We start from the raw sequence: 15,878 nt of genomic DNA on the forward strand, positions 1-15,878 counted from the left end.
CATGTCCAACGTCATCGAAGAAAAGCCTCGCGATCTGCTCACGTTCCCCGAGGGGCTGAGCCATCAGGCGCTGCAGGCGCTGGCGAGTCGCAAAGCGCTGATCGTGCGCATACCCGAGTTCATGTCCACCGCTCAGTGCGACCTCATCGCGCGCGGCCTGCGCAGCCAAGGCTTTGGGTACGTCAGCGGCTGGATCGGGACTCCCTTCCCGTCACTCTTTTCGTTCGGGGCCACGCGTGCGGCTATCGATCACTACTTCGCCACTGCACTATCCAACATCCGCGTCTTGCGCGATGCCTGTGCGCCCTACCCGTCCCCCATCGATGTCTTTCGATGTGTGGTCGACGAACTCTGGCCTTCGGGCGCAGGTCTTCAGTCCCTGTTCGGGCGCAAGATGTTCGTCGGCATGTCCTGCAATCTGCGCGCGGACATGCCGTTCCTCGCTCAGCACGATCTTTTCGCGCGGCTCGTGCACTGCGACCCGCAGGCCACCGATGTCCTGATGCATTTGGCTGCAAGCGTCTACGTCAATGTGCCGCAGCAGGGCGGCGAGCTCATGATGTGGCGCGACGAGATCACGGATGCGGAATTCCTGCGTCGACGCGGCGACAAGCACGGCATGGACATCGAACCGCTGGGCGCGCCAGATATCGTCGTGAAGCCGCAAATGGGCGACCTGATTCTTTTCAACGCGCGCAAGCTGCACGCGGTGGCCCCTGGCGCCGGCTCTGACCGGCTGACCCTGTCTTGCTTTCTCGGCTTCCGTGGTGATTCGCACCCGCTGACCTTCTGGAGCTGACGACAGATGACGCCGATGACCAGGGGCCGGGCGCTTGTCGTCTTCGCCGTCTTCGCACTGGGCTACTTCCTCTCATCCTTGGTGCGCGGCGTGACAGCGACACTGGCGCCGGCGCTGACCCAGGAGTTCGCGCTCTCGTCGAGCCAACTCGGCCTGCTCGGCGGCGCCTACTTCCTGGGCTTCGCGATGCTGCAGTTGCCGCTGGGCAACTGGCTGGACCGAGTCGGACCCCGGCGCGTGTTGAGTCTCTCTCTGGCCGCGGCGGCGCTCAGCTGCATCGCCTTTGCGATGGCGGGGGGCTTTGCGTCCTTGCTGCTGGCGCGCTTCATCTGCGGCGTGGGCGTGAGCGCGTGCCTGATCGCGCCGCTCACCGGAGCACGCCTGTGGTTGCACGGCAGCCAGCAACAAAGCGCCAATGCATGGATGCTGATGGTGGGATCCCTGGGTCTGCTGACCGCCACGCTGCCGGTGCAATGGGCCCTGCCGCTCTACGGCTGGAGATCGCTGTTCCTCGTGCTCGCCCTCCTCTTTGCGCTGACGGTGCTCGGAACGGCGTGGCAAGTGCCGGCCATGCAAACCCCATCGGCGCCCGCGCATTCAACCTGCTGCTGTTCGCCGGCGTCTTCGCCACACAGTGGTGCGTCGGCGCGGGCCTGGACTGGCTCCAGGCAGCGCCCGTCGTCGATGCCTACCGCGCGGTGTTCGCGGTCCTGGCGCTGGCCTGTTGCCTGAGCTATCTCTGGCTGCTTCAAGGCCTGACCACTCAGAGGCCAGTGCCAGCCAACGCCTGACCGCCCAGGGCAGGAGCCGGCGGCATCGGGGCAGCCCCTTGCCGAACTCACGACGGGCCTCGGGTCGCATGGGACGTCCAGGGGAGGACTCGCGCAAACTTTTCACCCGGGTAGATTGCGAAACGCGTTTTGCCCGGGTATTATTCGCGCCATGTCCTCTGTTCCCGATCCCACCCTCACCGCCTTCGCCGGCTTCGAGCGCGTCGCTGCCGGCTCCCGCGCCGAGGTCATCGCCCAGCTGCGATGGCGCGCCGATGCCCAGCCGGTCTTCGTCTTCGATGACGCCACCGGGGAGCGCCTCGATCTCGACCTGCGCGAAGACGCGTCCGCCGCTCCGGACGGCCCCGCTACCGACGAGCAAGCCACCCGCGGCGTCGGCCGCCCCAAGCTCGGCGTGGTCGCCCGCGAGGTCACGTTGCTCCCGCGCCATTGGGACTGGCTCAGCCGCCAGCCCGGCGGCGCTTCGGTGGCGCTGCGCCGGCTGATCGACGAGGCGCGCCGCGTGCATGCCGACCGCGACGCGCAGCGCGCCTCGCGCGAGGCCGCCTACCGCTTCATGAGCGCCATCGCGGGCGATCTGCCGGGCTTCGAAGAAGCGGCGCGCGCGCTGTTCGCCGGCGAAGGCACGCGCTTCGCGGAGCTCTTGTCTGCATGGCCCGAGGACGTGCGCGCGTACCTGCAGCGACTGGCGGCCGCGGCGTGGAGCGGCCAATGAACCGGGCGGCGCCTGCCCGGCCGACGGAGCCCGACGACGTGGAGCACACCGGCGAGATCGTCGCCCCGCCGGCGACGGTGACCGATCCGGTGCCGCCGCAGATCGCCTCCAAGACCAATCCACGCGCGGCGGCCATGGCTTCACGCCCCCTGTGGAAGACCTTCCTGGTCTTCCTCGCGCCCATGCTCCTGAGCAACATCCTGCAGTCGCTCTCCGGCACGCTCAACAACGTCTACCTGGGCCAGATGATCGGCGTGGGCGCGCTGGCCGCGGTGTCCAGCTTCTTTCCGGTGATGTTCTTCTTCATCGCCTTCACCATCGGCCTGGGTGCCGGCGCCTCGGTGCTGATCGGCCAGGCCTGGGGTGCGCGCGAGCCCGAGAAGGCGCGCGCCGTCGCCGGCACCACGCTGACCGTGGGTGTGCTGTTCGGGCTGTGCGTCGCGGTCTTCGGGGGCGCCTTCACGCAGCCGATGCTGGCCGCGCTGGGCACGCCGCCCGACATCCTGGCCGATGCCACGCGCTACGCACGCATCGTCCTGATCGCGATGCCGGGCCTCTTCGTGTTCCTGCTCTCGACCGCGATGCTGCGCGGCGTGGGCGACACGGTGGCGCCGCTCTACACGCTGATCATCTCCACCGCGCTGGGCCTGGTGATCACGCCGGCGCTGATCCGCGGCTGGTTCGGCCTGCCGCAGATGGGCGTGGCCAGCGGCGCCTGGGCCACCGTGATCTCCTTCGTGGTCGCGACGACGTGGCTCGCCTTCCACCTGAGGCGCAAGAAGAGTCCGCTGGCGCCCGACGCCGGCTTCGTGCGGCACCTGCGCGTGCGGCCGGCGCTGCTGAAGGCGGTGCTCAAGGTGGGCGTGCCGACCGGCGTGCAGATGATCGTGGTCTCGCTGGCCGAACTCGCCCTGCTCTCCTTCGTCAACACCTACGGCTCGGGCGCCACCGCGGCCTACGGTGCGGTGAACCAGGTGGTGGCCTACGTGCAGTTCCCGGCCATCTCGATCGCCATCGCTGCCTCGGTGCTGGGCGCGCAGGCCATCGGCGCCGGCCAGGTGCAGCGGCTGGGCGCCATCGCGCGCACCGCACTGATGATGAACCTGGTCCTCACCGGCGGGCTGGTGCTCCTGGGCTACCTGTTCTCGCGGCCGCTGATGGGCTTCTTCATCACGAGCGAGCCGGTGATCGAGGTGGCGCAGACGCTGCTGCACATCATGCTGTGGAGCACGGTGATCTTCGGCATGGGCGCTGCCCTGTCGGGGATCATGCGCGCCAGCGGCTCGGTGCTGGTGCCGACCTCGATCTCGATCTTCTGCATCGCGCTGATCGAGGTGCCTGTGGCATGGTGGCTCAGCCATCGGATGGGGCTCAACGGGATCTGGGTGTCGTACCCGGTGGCCTTTGCGGCGATGCTGACGCTGCAGGCGAGCTACTACCGGTTCGTGTGGCGCAAGAAGGCGATCCGCAGGCTGATTTGAGGGGCGTCCCTACTCGAACACCTCGTCTCCCGTCGGCTCGTAGTGCGGCACCGCATTCATGTCATGCCGCAGCTTCGACAGCTCCCAATACATCCGCCGACGCGCCCGGCTCTGGTTGCCCAGCGGCCGGTGCTCGGCAATGGTGTGCCAGGGGTTGTACGAGAGCTTCTTCGCGAATTCCATCTGCGCGGGTGAATCGAAGCTCTGCCTCGGGATGCGCAGCGTCGCCACGCTGACGCGCGGCGACAGCTTCTCAGGCCACAGCACGCCCGCGTTCTCGATCGGCATCCGGTGCGGATCGGTCTGCAGCTGCAGGCGGATGTCGAACTCCACCTCTTGCCTGCCCAGGGTCGCGGCCATCGCCTGGCGCAGGTAGTCGTCGGGTGGGCGCAGCGGCAGGCGCGGGATCGGCGTGCGCGTGGTCGACTTCGGCCATACCGAGTACTGCATCGCCTGCCCTTCGCCCAGCAGGTAGGGCACGCAGCTGAAGTACGGCGCTTCGAGCGGGCTGGACTGCGTCTTGATGAAGAGCGACTGCATGACCAGGTCGAGCACATGCGACTCGCGCAGGTTGACGAAGTAGAAGATCTGCGCGTTCTTTACGCTCTCGATCTGCAGCGCCGCATTCGCCTTGACGTCGGGCGTGACGAAGGTGGGCGTGGAAACGCCGAACATGTCCAGCGTGTGCTGCTCCTCCTCCATCAGCTTCGGGCCGGGCACGCCCATGAGCTTGATGCTGATGCTCATGAAGCCCACGTCCTCGATGTCCGGCGTGATGTAGGGCCCGGGGCCCGAGAAGCGCACCCAGGCGCGGAAGCGCTGAGGCCTGGCGTAGATGCCCCTCTTCATCTGCGCGGGGATGTCGTCGTGCACGATGAACTCGCCGCGCACGATGCCCTGGGTCTTGGTATTGCCGCCGCGCTCGAAGCCGCCGGGCTTCCACAGGTCGCGCATCTGCTGCGTGAAGCTGCGCACGATCGAGTCGACGAACTGCTCCTCGCCGGGCAGCGCTTTCTCTTCCGCGATCGCGAGGCCCTCGTTCGGGCGGCGGCTGTTGATCAGCGCCGTGGTCAGGCGCGCCAGCGGGTCGCGCAGCAGCGCGTCGAAGGCCGGACGCACGAAGGGATCGAAGCGCCGCTCCAGCCGCAGGAGCGCCATGCCGGAGTCGCTGACGAAGTTCTTCAGCGCCGAGCCGGTGTTGGCGCGCGGCGCGGGGCGACTGGCGTTCGAATTGGTCATGTTCTCCTCACGAGGACTGTCCCTTCGACAGGTAACGCAGCGCGCGAATACCGGGCATGAAAAAGTATCCCCCGCCCCGCACGGTCACGAACTGCGGCAGGCCCGAGAGCCGGCGATCCGGCCCCGTGCCCACCGGCATCGAGAAGCCGTCCGTCGGGCTGCCATCCGCATCCGGCAGCCGATGGCCCAGCAGCGGATCGGACTCGCCGGAAAGACCATCGAAGCGCGTCCCCGCCAGCCATGCGTTCTGGACGAACTCGAACTGGCGCGCGATGTTGGCGCCCAGGCAGATGAAATGCAGCCCCGTCTCCTCGCCCGGCCCGCCGCCATATTCGCGGCCGCGGCGCAGCAGGCGATGGAAGCGGGTGGAGGCGACCAGGTCGGGACGCAGCGGGTCCGCGCCGAAGCCCAGCCGCCGCCACAGGCGCGAGAGCGGATTCGCCCAGCCCGGCGGCAGGTCGGCATTGCGCGGGTTGGCGCGGCGGATGTGCGCACCGAGCGGGCAGCGCTGGCCGTCGGGATCGCTGCGGTAGGTGAAGCCGTTGCGCCGGTGGGCGTCCTCGTCGATGCCGTCGATGTGCTCCCGGCCAGGCCCCACGAGCGCCTCGCCGCCATCCATCTTGCGGCCGACCATGGCCTCCGCCAGACGCCGGCGCAGGACCGGGTCGCCGCCGGCCTGGCGATCGAGGAACTGCCAGAAGCCGCCCACGTCCTGGCGCAGTTGGCGCATCACCAGGTAGCTGCCGTTGCGCCCCAGGTCGGCCATCCCGGGCGCATCCTCGGCACGGGGCAGCATCGTGTCGGGGTCGCGTTGCGGCTCCAGCAGGGGGCGATCGGTGTAGGCGCCGTACTCGTTGGGATAGCCCAGCAGGTACTCGCCGAGGCAGGACCGGTTGGTGAAGCCGAACTGCTCCTCGTCGCGCGCCGGACGCCTGCGCTCCCAGTCGACGCGCGGCTGCGAGATGCCATCGACAAAGCCGAAGGGCTCGGTCTCGCGCAGCCGGGCGGTGAAGAGGCAGTCCATCTCCTCGAAGCCGGCTGCGCACTCGCCACGCACGGTGGCGAGCCAGGCGTCGAACTGGCCCGGCACCGCATAGAGCATCAGCAGCACATGCGGCACTTCGTGCGGCGCGCCGCCCCACTGCCAGCCGGCGGGATCGTTCGCCCCCAGGTCACCGAGCCGCCGCGCCCGGCTGGCATCGCTGCTCATGCCGGCCAGGAACTCCGCCGAGAAGCCTTCGACGATGGAGCGTGCCACGCCCAGCTTGTGCAGGCCCGGGGCGCTGATGGCGATCTGCAAAGCGGTGCTCGGCGGCGGCTGGCGTTCGACGGCCGGGGTGACCGGCGCACGCGCGAGCCAGGCGCGCGCGGCCTCGGCATCGTGGATGCGCAGCAGCAGGAAGCAGGCCTGCGTCAGGTGCTTGTAGCCATAGCGCACCAGGCCCTGGATGTCCTCGAAGTCGACCTGGGTCACTGGAGTACCTTCGCCTTCGGAGCGGCCGTGCGGCTCATGCCCCTGCTCATATCAACCTCAGCCACGCGAGCGCTTCCGCATCGCTCATGCCCACTTGCTCGAAGCCTTCGCGGATGCGCCGATTGCGCTCCAGGTCGCTGAGCGTGAGGCCGGGGTAGGCCTTGTACCAGACCTCGGTCGGCAGCTGGTGGCCGCGCTGGTAGTACTTGAAGGGCAGCTCGCGGCGCGCGCCCTGCCGGATCAGCCAGGCAGTGCGGGGCCAGCCCAAGCCGTTGCTGAAGACCAGGTTGAGGCCCCATGCGACCTTGTTGATGAAGTCGTCCATGTAGGCCTCGTGGCTGCCGTCGTAGTTGCTGACGAACAGCACGCGGATCTTGTTGTCGAGGAAGACCCAGTGCGCGAAGTGGATGGTGCGTACGCGTCCCAGGTGGCCGCGCCCGAAGACATGGCGGCAGGCCCAGGCGATCGCGAGCAGCAGCACCTGCACCAGCACGCGCCGGAACCAGCCCGGCTTGACCGCCCCCAGCGCGGTGAAGCTGTTGCTCGGGCCGTGGTCCTCCAGCTCCTGCATCTCGCTCACCGCGGCCGCGCGCGGACGCGGGCAGTATTCAGGGTCGGTGCGCTCGTGCCGCCGCAGCAGCACGAGAAAAAACGGCAGCACGATCAGCAGCAGCGGCGACAACAGCAACGCCGCCAACGGCAGCCCGATGGCATGCAGCGCATTGCGCGCCCACCAGCCCAGCGGCGTCGGCGCCGGCGGCGTCAGCAGCAGCCGGCCGGCCGCCTGCTGGGCGCGCACGAAGTTCAGCAGTTCGCGCCGCAGCGTTTGCGGGTCGACCGCCGCGTCGCGCACGCCGCGCGGCACCCGCGCTGCCAGCGCCCGCTGCAGCGCGCTCTCCTCGCGGATCTGCCGGACGGTGCGGCCGATGCGGTTGACGTACGGTGCGGCCACCGGCCGGTCATGCTCGATCAGCCACTCGAGCAGGTCATCGCGCAGGTCGAGGCCGCGACAGTGCGAGAAGATGCGGCGCAGGCCCTCCCCTGCGTGCTGCACCATCTCGGCCAGCTGCGCTTCGGCCGAGCCGTCGCAGTCGCCCATGAAGAGCAGGTAAGTCGGCAGCTTGGGCCGCGGCAGCCCGAAGACTTCGAAGTCCGCCATCGTCCCGTTGCCCAGTATCGCGAAGCGCGCGAAATGCAATCGCTCGAAGGCGCCGAACGGCAGTACCGCATTGGCCGGGTCGGCCGTGCCCGGCGCGAGGGTCATGGTGGCGAGCAGCTTGCGCAGCCCTGCTTCGCGTCCGGGGGCGATGGCGGCGACCACCACGAAGTGCGATTGCGGAGTCACTGCGTCGAAGCGGACATCAGCGCCCTAGAACTTGAGGCAGAAGTCGATGAGCCGCTCCTTGCCCCAGTACACCTTGCCCAGGTAGAAGGCCGGCGAGATCAGCCGGATCTCGTCGCGGATCCAGTGGGCCACCACCGAGGTCTTGGAATAGTCGAGCACGATGCATTCCTTCTGGTCCAGCCAGCTGTCGCCCTTGTACACCTTGGCCACGATGGCCTGGATGCCGAAGGGGCTGACCTTGTTCTTGAGCACGCCGTTGGCCGGGTCGAAGACCTTCCCCTGCCAGCCGAAGAAGTTGATCATCTTCGCGATCGACTCGGTGTAGCGGGTGCCGGGCGCGATGATCGCGGTGCCCTCCGCCTCGCCGGAGGGAATCTCGCCCGCCGGGCTGGCGGTGAAGAGCTCGTCGAGCTGCTGCTGGGTCATGTCGAGCAGTTGCTGTACGTCGTAGGCCATGCGCCATCTCCTCGAGTGAAGACCCCGTCGTCCAAGTGTCCGGCCAGGGTCGCGGGCCGTCAATTTGCCGAAAGTGGTGTGCGCGCGGCCGTGCGCAGCACCGCATCCGCCGCCTTCTCCGCGGCCATGTAGACCGCCGAAGCGACGAAGAAACCTGGAATGCGCGGGAACACCGAGGCATCGACCACGCGCAGCCGCGGCACACCGTGCACCGCGAAGTTGCCGTCGAGCACCCCGCCCTGCTCCCGCGGGCCGATCGCGCAGGAGCAGGAGGCGTGATGGCCCCAGGCGGTGTCACGCACATAGTGGGCCAGGGCCTCGTCGCTCTGCACGGCCGGGCCGGGCGCGATTTCCTCTGCGATCCAGCCCTTGGCCAGCAGCGGCGCCGTCATCCGGCGCACCAGGCGGATCGCCTGCACCACCGCGCCCAGGTCCTCGGCGCCGGGGTCGTCGGTCTCGTCGAAGAAGTGGAAGTCCACCAGCGGCATGTCGCGCGGGTCGGCCGAGCGCAGGCGCACCGTGCCGGCGCGGTTGCGCGTATGGCCTTTCAGCACGGCCCAGGTCAGCTGGTCGGGCTGCTCCCGTATCAGCGTGGAGAAGCCGGGGAAGTAGCCCTCGAAGCGCGCCAGCAGGGCCATGCAGAAAAGATCAGGCTCCGCGCCCGGCTGCGCCGCGAAGCTCGAGCGCTGCACCACGCCGAGCGCCGCGCCGTTGGAGGCGTACATGCCGAGGCGACCTTCGTCCCAGCGCCGCCACAGCGTGTCGTCGCGGTCGAAGCGCGCGCCCTCCAGCACCTCCCACGACCGGCGCATGCGGTGCGTGACGGCGATCTCGTAGCGGTCCTGCAGGTTGCGCCCGACGCCGGGCAGCGCCGCACGCAGCGCGATGCCGTGCCGGCGCAGCTCCTCCTGCGGCCCGATGCCAGAGAGCATCAGCAGCTGTGGCGTGTTGAAGGCGCCGCCGGAGAGGATCACCTCGCGCCGCGCCCGCGCCTCGCGCCGCTGACCCGCGTCCGTGCTCGGCGCCGCATGGGCTCGGTACAGGTGCGCGCCCTTGAGGTACTCCACGCCGCAGGCCGCGCCGGCCTCGTCGAACAGCACGCGCGCGGCCAGTGCATCGAGCTCGATGTGCAGCCGGCCCGGATGCTTCTTCGCCACCTCCAGCAGCCGCTCGCGGATGCCCGCGCGCCGATGCGCCGAGGTGGACAGCGGCGTGTAGCACAGCCCCTCGAAGCTGCCGGGCCACAGGCGCCGCGAGTTCGGGTCGCCCAGCCCGCCGCGCAGCCAGCGCAACGTGCTGCGCACCGGCGTGGGCAGGCTGCCGGCGAACACGCCGGCGGAGTCGCGCAGCACGCGCATCAGGCCGTCGTCGCCCAGCACCGTGAGCGGGATCGCCTTCTCCGTGCGCAGCCAGCCACCCCAGCCGTGCCCTGTCGGATCGAGCCCCACATGGCGCAGCGCCCGCCACAGCGGGCGGTGCCCGCAGTTCTCGATGCGCTGGGCATAGCGGCGCATGCGCGAGGCGCGCCACGAGCGGTCGCCGGTCAGCCGCGCGATGTGGTTCCAGTCGGACGCGTGCGGCAACATGAAGATCATCGCGTTGTGCGCGCTGCATCCGCCCAGCGCCGCTGCGCGCGGGTAGAGCACGCCCTGCCCTGCCTTGTATTTCCAGTCGCGTGCCTGCCGCGCCTCGTCGGCATAGTGGCGCACGCGGAAGTTCCAGCTGATGGCCGGGTTCTCGCAGGCGAAGGCGTGGAAGGCCGGCACGTCGTAGTCTTCCGGCAGGCGCGGCGCCGAGGCCCGCGGATCGCCGCCGGCCTCGATCAGGAAGACCCGCATGCCGGCCTCGGCCAGCCGCGCAGCCAGCGTGCCGCCGCCGGGGCCGGAGCCGACAATCACATAGTCCCATTCGGGTTCGGTCATCGAGCCTCAGAAGGTTTTCAGGAAAGCGATCAGTGCCCGCTTGTCCTCGTCGCCCAGCTCCGGCTCGCGGCCAAAGGCCTTCTCGTCCTCGCTCAATCCGTCCTGCCGGTTGAACTGCGCGGTGCCGAAGTAATGGCCCCGGTTGACCACGAAGTCCGGGCACTTGCTCAACTGCATCATCGGCTCGCGCAGCTTCGAGAAATGCTCGCGCAGCTGCTCGTCGGTGACGCCGGCGGGGGCGCTCTTCAGCGCGCGCCTGAGCTCGATCAGCAGCTCGCCCACGTCGCGCACGTGGGTCGCCTTCTCGTGCAGGCTGTCCCCCTCGGCGCGCAGCTTGAGGTTGGCCAGCAGCGCCACCGGCGTGCCCTTGGGAATGGGGCCGAGCACGATGTCGCCGTCCTTCTCCGCCAGCCACGGCGCCCAGCGGTGCAGCGTGCCTTGCAACGGCCGAAGCGCCTCGGGCACGAAGCCGGTGGGCACGGTCACGGTGCTGCGCTCGGTGGTGCGATCGATGAGGCCCTCGACCTTGTCGCCCAGCTCCGGGTCGCGCTCGCGCCGCTCGGGCCACAGCATCTGCTCGATCGAGGCCTCGAAGCTGCGCAGGCGGGCATTGACCGAGGGATCGATGTCGAAGGGCCCGACCGTGTTGTTGAGGAGCAGCGGCGCCGTCGACCAGACGCTGATCAGCGAAGGCACGCGCGTGTAGCCGCGCCCGCCGGCCGGCATCGCATAGGGCCGCGGCTCGCCGCTGAAGGGGTCGCGCAGCGTCACCGTTCCTACCGAGGGCAGCTGCTTGTAGGTCTGCGACGAGAAGTCGTTCCAGATGTTGCCGGCCAGCGCATTGGTCGCGAGCGGGCTGCAGATGTTGGTACGCAGCAGCGTCGCCGGGATGCGCGCGTCGGTCGACAGGTAGTTGCCCTGGAGGAAATCAGGCGCCTGCACGATCTTGCGCATCTCGGCCTTGTACTCGTCGCTCTGGGTCCACTTCCAGTAGCGCTTGAAGCAGTCGAGGTAGCCGGCGCCCGCGCACTTCGCGGCCGTGAGCTCCAGTGCGGGCGGCGGCATTGGCGCCTTGCTGGAATGGCAGCGCGCGCAGGTGTCGGCATAGGCCGTCTTGCCGCGTTCGAGCAGGCCCGCGCCGGCCTGCAGGTGCTCGGTGCCGCCGGGCGCGTCCTTGAGCCGGTCGGGCTGCGCCGCCTTGAGGAAGAACAACGCCGTGTCGGGCGTGCCCGCCTCGGTCGCCTGCCAGTAGCTGGAGTTCTTCTGCGCCGTCGCGATCGGGATCGGCGTGATCGTCTTGCCGCCCACCACCGGGTTGAAGTGCAGCAGCCATTCCTCGCTGAACAGGCCGATGTTGAGGTAGACCCGATTGAGAGCGCCCAGCAGGCCCACCGAATCCGCGCCGTCCTTCAGCACGTGCGGCGTACGCACCGCGTCGGGCTTGGCGAAGAAGTCCAGCAGCGGCCCGCTGGTCACGAAGTCGTTGAACTGCTTGTTGTGCAGCTCGCCGCCGGCGAGCTTCTCCTGCCCGATGCGCTTGGCCATTTCCAGCCGGGCGCCGAAGTCGTACACCGCATTCATCGTGCGCGGATTGTTGATGCTGTCGGTGGAGACCAGCGAGGTGTCCATGCTGCCCGGCCGGTACGTGTGGGCCAGCTGGAACATGTAGTTGGTGCGGCCTTCGGGCTTGTTGGCGTTGTAGATGAAGAGCCGGTCCACCCACATGTACTGCGCGCCCACCGAGGAGCTGAGGTTCTCGAACTTCGGGCTGTTGGGATCGGCCGGCGGCTTCACCGGGCTGGGGCCGATGTGGCAGAAGCCGCAGGACATGCCCACGCGGTACGGCCGCACCAGGTCCTTGCGGTTGTAGTAGTTGGGGTCGGTGTAGTACTTCTCCGCGTCCCATTCCTTGGCCGCCTTGGCATCGAAGGCCGGGTTGGGAAAGAGCCGAAGTCCCGCGATGCCCGTGCCCCAGCCGTAGAAGGAGCCCACCGGCTGCGTCGTGCCGTCGCCCAGCGGCTGGCCGCGCGATCCGATCTTGACGCCGGGGTACTTGCTCTCGTTCTCGAAGGGGTCGGGGCCGCAGTCCTTGCTGCGCACATCGAGCCAGAGGCCGCGGCGCGTCTTGTCGGGCGCGGTAGCGGCCTCGAAGCAGGGTTCGTTCACCAGCCCGAAATAGCTCCAGCGATTGGCGCGCGAGTAGCCGAGCGTGGGATGCGTGCTCACCACCTTCAGCAGGTCGAAGGCGCCGAAGGTGTAGTCGGTCATCTGCGTCCAGAAGCGGTCGTTGCCGCCGCTCCACACCAGCCACATGTTGCGGCCCTTGACCTCTTCGGGTGTGAGCGCGATGCCACCGTCCATGTCGCGGAAGTAGTCCTCGGTGGCGTGCGGGAAGGAGGCGGCGTCGCGGCCGGCCTGTTTGGCCTCGTCGAGCACTTCGCCGGGCTTCGGGCCTTTGCTGCAGGCCGCGAGGCACAGGATGACTGCCAGCGGCAACAGCACTTGCGTCGCCGCAGAGCAGCGTCTTGGGATCATGGCCATTCCTCCTGCGTCCGACAACGTCGGTGAACGGGGGATCACGAGGCGCAGTGTGGGTGCGCGGGGTGGGATTGGGTATCGGCCATGTGGGTTAACCAAAGGTCGTAGGTGGACCTGCACATGGCAGAACTTTCCCCTGCTGGATGACCTTGCCCTGCTCGACGTATCCCTTGACGAGCACGTTGAGCGGACCTTTTCTCCTGGGGCCGCTATTGTCAGGAGTGAGAGGTTGAGGCCTGAAGTCTCCCGAGGTCTCTCGAAGCGACGGTAAGTGCTACCACCGGGTGCCCAGATTGACTCCGCTTGAACTTTCTCCTGCCTGTTGTGTTGTGGCTTGCGTGACTATGATCCGCGCCACCAATGGAGTGGATGCGGCGGCAGGATGTCGTTGCCGCCGCGACGCCTCTCATTGAATTGCGCCGCTGCGTGCCACGACGCGCAGCGAGAAGATCAAACCTCCAGGGAGAACCCATGGCAAGCCGCCAACGGAGTGCACGCGTGCGCGCTCACTTTCAACATCTTCTTATCGAAGCCTGACCGCCACCGCGCCTCGCCCGGGACCGGGGACTTTCACCTCCGTCTGGTCGGCCTGTGTCGCGATGGTCTTGGCATCGGTCACTCCAGCACATTCGCTTCCACGAACGATCGTGGCGTATTCGCCCAATGTGCCTGATGCACCCACAAGACCGACTGTTCGCTATTCACACGGAGCTTGATAACCCAGACGTGTGCTTCGTAGGAATTCCGCTTGAAGTGACATGCGCGGATCTCCTGCTCGACAGCATTTCCTCACTTGGTCTAAACATCATGGCCCCACGGGCGCGGCGCGGCCAGAGATCGACGCCCCTGATTCGCCTATCCAACCACAGCCCCGCGCCTTGACGACAAGCCTGCCAAGGCCTTCTAATGCCCCAGCCTGTCGGCGCCAGCCCGGCAAACCGGAACCCGTCGCAAGAGCTTCGGACCGGTACTCACAAAGATTTCCCAAACCTGCAATGGAGAACAACATGAGCGTGCACAGACGCATTCAAGGCACCTGGATTCGTCTGGACTCGAACGAGCACGATGATGCCTCCGCGCACGCCGGCGAGGAGCCTGAAGACGTCGAGGCACTCGCTCATGAATCGGCCTCGGCAATGCAGGTTCGCAGGGCATTCCTGTATTGCTCGTTACTTGGTTTCTCCCTCTACGCACTGCTGGGTCTCGACGACGCCGACAACAAGGACTTCGTCGTGACGCACGCCCCGGGCCAGTACGTGCGCATGCTTCGCACGGCGGCGCAGCTCTCGCTCACCGAGCTCGATCAAGAAATCGGCCGTGACGCCGGCTTCATCGAAAGCGTCGAGGCCGGCGACATCGACCTCGTGGAGTACCCCGTCCAGCTTGCGCTCGACATTGCGCGAAGCACTCAATCCTCCGCCTCTCGGCTGCTCAAGGTTCTGGAGCAAGCAGCCAAGCGCTCCTAGGAGACCCGGCGTCTCACTCGCCCTAACGCGGCCTCGGCACCGCCACCCCCGCCCCACTCGGCCCGCGTCCGATCATCACCCACGCACTCAGCGCACTCAGCAGTGCCAGCCCCGCGCAGATCAGCATCACCCACCGGAATCCCGCCACAAAAGATTCGGCCACCGCGCGCTTGAGCGCCGCCGCAGCCGCAGCATCAATGCCCGGCGGCATCTCCGCCCCTGCCAGCTTGCTGCGCTGCCCCTCGATGAACGCACTGGCCTGTGCCGAGGCCCCTGTCTCGCGCAAGCCTTCCGCCAGCACCGAATCGAAGGCCCACGCCATCACCACCCCGAACACAGCGATCGCCAGCACCGACGCCGCACGTGACACCGCGTTGTTCACGCCCGATGCGATCCCCGCAGCCTCCGGCCCGACCGCATTCATCACCGTCGTCGTCAGCGGCGCCACCGTGACCACCATGCCGAACCCCAGCACCACCACAGCGGGGAAGAACGCCGTCCAGTAGTTCGCGCCAACGCCCGGTACCGCAAATAGCGCAAAGCCCGCCGCGGCGATGCTCGGGCCCACCACCAGCGGCAATCGCGGCCCGAACCGATCGACCAGTTGCCCCGCCCAGCGCGAGAGCGCGAACATGATCAGGATGAACGGCAGCAGCGCCGCACCCGCCACCGTGGCCGAGTAGCCCTGCACCTGGATGAGGTTGAGCGGAAAGAAATACAACCCTCCCCCCAGCGCCGCATACAACAGCAGAGTCAGCAGGTTGGCCCCCGCGAAATTGCCGATGCGCAAGAGCGGCAAGGGCAGCATCGGCGATTCGACACGCCGCTCGACGAGCACGAAGGCGACGCTGCTCGCAATGCCGATGCCCAACGCCCCAAGCACGGCCGCCGAGCCCCAGCCCTGCGTGGGCGCCTCGATGAAGGCATACACAATGCCGCCCAGCGCCGCCGTCGCAAGCGCGGCGCCCCACGCATCCAGCCCGCTGCCGGCGGAGCTGCCGCGGCTCTCCGGCACATGGCGCCACACGATCCACAGCACCGCCAGCGCCATCGGCACGTTGATCAGGAAGGCCCAGGTCCACGAGTAGTGATCGACCAGGAAGCCGCCGAGCACCGGCCCGAGGGCCGCGGTGATGCCGCTCGCGCCTGACCAGGTGCCGATGGCGCGGCCTCGCTCCTTCTGCGCGAAATTGGCGCTGATCAGCGCCAGGCTGCCGGGCACGAGCAAGGCGCCGCCGATGCCTTGTACCGCACGCGCCAGGATCAGCTGCTGCACCGTGCCCGACAGCGCGCAGCCCACCGAGGCGAGCGCGAAGAGCACGACGCCGAGCGCGAAGATGCGCCGCCGCCCGAAGAGATCACCCAACGCGCCGCCGACCAGCAGCAGCGCAGCCAGGAAGAGCGCATACGACTCCACCACCCATTGGGCCTGGAAGGCCGTGGCGTCCAGCTCGCGCTGGATCGCGGGCAGCGCGACGTTGACCACCGTGCTGTCGATGAAAGCCATGCTCGAGCCGATGATGGCCGCGGCCAGGACCCAGGGCTTCGAGCGCGGGGGGCACGGCGCCGCTTCGCAGCCGTGCCGGATCAGGGCGTCGTCGCCCGGAGGTTTGCCGATCTGACTCATTGGACGAAGTATGGATGCCGGTGGC

12 protein-coding genes are annotated in these 15,878 nt (G+C 68.2%); 5 read left to right on the plus strand and 7 right to left on the minus strand.

Annotated elements, in window-relative coordinates; all coding sequences use genetic code 11:
• Position 1: 1 nt before the first annotated feature.
• The 4 genes from E5P3_RS15680 to E5P3_RS15695 all read left to right on the plus strand — a co-directional run bounded on the left by E5P3_RS15680 (position 2) and on the right by E5P3_RS15695 (position 3,786).
• Positions 2–799 (plus strand): 2OG-Fe(II) oxygenase, encoded by a 798-nt coding sequence (locus E5P3_RS15680; RefSeq protein WP_162586816.1) that lies wholly within the window; start codon positions 2–4, stop codon positions 797–799.
• A gap of 6 nt (positions 800–805) precedes the next feature.
• Complete coding sequence (locus tag E5P3_RS15685; protein WP_162586817.1) at positions 806–1,531, plus strand: MFS transporter; 726 nt, start codon at positions 806–808, stop codon at positions 1,529–1,531.
• A 210-nt stretch (positions 1,532–1,741) separates the two neighbouring features.
• On the plus strand, positions 1,742–2,305 hold the full coding sequence (locus E5P3_RS15690; RefSeq protein ID WP_162586818.1) for a DUF2239 family protein: 564 nt from the start codon (positions 1,742–1,744) through the stop codon (positions 2,303–2,305).
• 134 nt (positions 2,306–2,439) lie between these two features.
• Entirely contained in the window at positions 2,440–3,786 is a 1,347-nt protein-coding gene (locus E5P3_RS15695; RefSeq protein WP_162589704.1) for an MATE family efflux transporter, read from the plus strand.
• Between the two features lie 9 nt (positions 3,787–3,795).
• Here E5P3_RS15695 and E5P3_RS15700 read toward each other — a convergent pair whose 3' ends face one another.
• From E5P3_RS15700 to E5P3_RS15725, 6 genes are read right to left on the minus strand one after another with little or no spacing between them, the layout of a single operon-like run.
• Positions 3,796–5,025, minus strand: coding sequence for a hypothetical protein (locus E5P3_RS15700; protein WP_197893969.1), 1,230 nt, complete (start codon positions 5,023–5,025; stop codon positions 3,796–3,798).
• A gap of 7 nt (positions 5,026–5,032) precedes the next feature.
• The gene (locus tag E5P3_RS15705; protein ID WP_162586819.1) at positions 5,033–6,499 is read right to left on the minus strand and encodes a Dyp-type peroxidase; all 1,467 of its coding nucleotides are present in this window, start codon (positions 6,497–6,499) and stop codon (positions 5,033–5,035) included.
• Positions 6,500–6,545: 46 nt separating this feature from the next.
• The gene (locus E5P3_RS15710) at positions 6,546–7,844 is read right to left on the minus strand and encodes a hypothetical protein (protein WP_162586820.1); all 1,299 of its coding nucleotides are present in this window, start codon (positions 7,842–7,844) and stop codon (positions 6,546–6,548) included.
• A 24-nt stretch (positions 7,845–7,868) separates the two neighbouring features.
• Positions 7,869–8,300: a hypothetical protein gene (locus E5P3_RS15715; RefSeq protein WP_162586821.1), complete on the minus strand. Its 432-nt coding sequence runs from the start codon at positions 8,298–8,300 to the stop codon at positions 7,869–7,871.
• 59 nt (positions 8,301–8,359) lie between these two features.
• Positions 8,360–10,222, minus strand: coding sequence for a GMC family oxidoreductase (locus E5P3_RS15720; protein WP_162586822.1), 1,863 nt, complete (start codon positions 10,220–10,222; stop codon positions 8,360–8,362).
• A gap of 6 nt (positions 10,223–10,228) precedes the next feature.
• Complete coding sequence (locus tag E5P3_RS15725) at positions 10,229–12,757, minus strand: hypothetical protein (protein ID WP_162586823.1); 2,529 nt, start codon at positions 12,755–12,757, stop codon at positions 10,229–10,231.
• Between the two features lie 998 nt (positions 12,758–13,755).
• Here E5P3_RS15725 and E5P3_RS15730 point away from each other — a divergent pair.
• Complete coding sequence (locus tag E5P3_RS15730; RefSeq protein WP_162586824.1) at positions 13,756–14,226, plus strand: helix-turn-helix domain-containing protein; 471 nt, start codon at positions 13,756–13,758, stop codon at positions 14,224–14,226.
• Between the two features lie 22 nt (positions 14,227–14,248).
• Here the strand turns inward: E5P3_RS15730 and E5P3_RS15735 are convergent, their stop codons facing one another.
• On the minus strand, positions 14,249–15,853 hold the full coding sequence (locus E5P3_RS15735) for an MFS transporter (RefSeq protein WP_162586825.1): 1,605 nt from the start codon (positions 15,851–15,853) through the stop codon (positions 14,249–14,251).
• Positions 15,854–15,878 lie beyond the last annotated feature (25 nt).

Source organism: Variovorax sp. RA8, assembly GCF_901827175.1.
Classification (GTDB): Bacteria; Pseudomonadota; Gammaproteobacteria; order Burkholderiales; family Burkholderiaceae_C; genus Variovorax.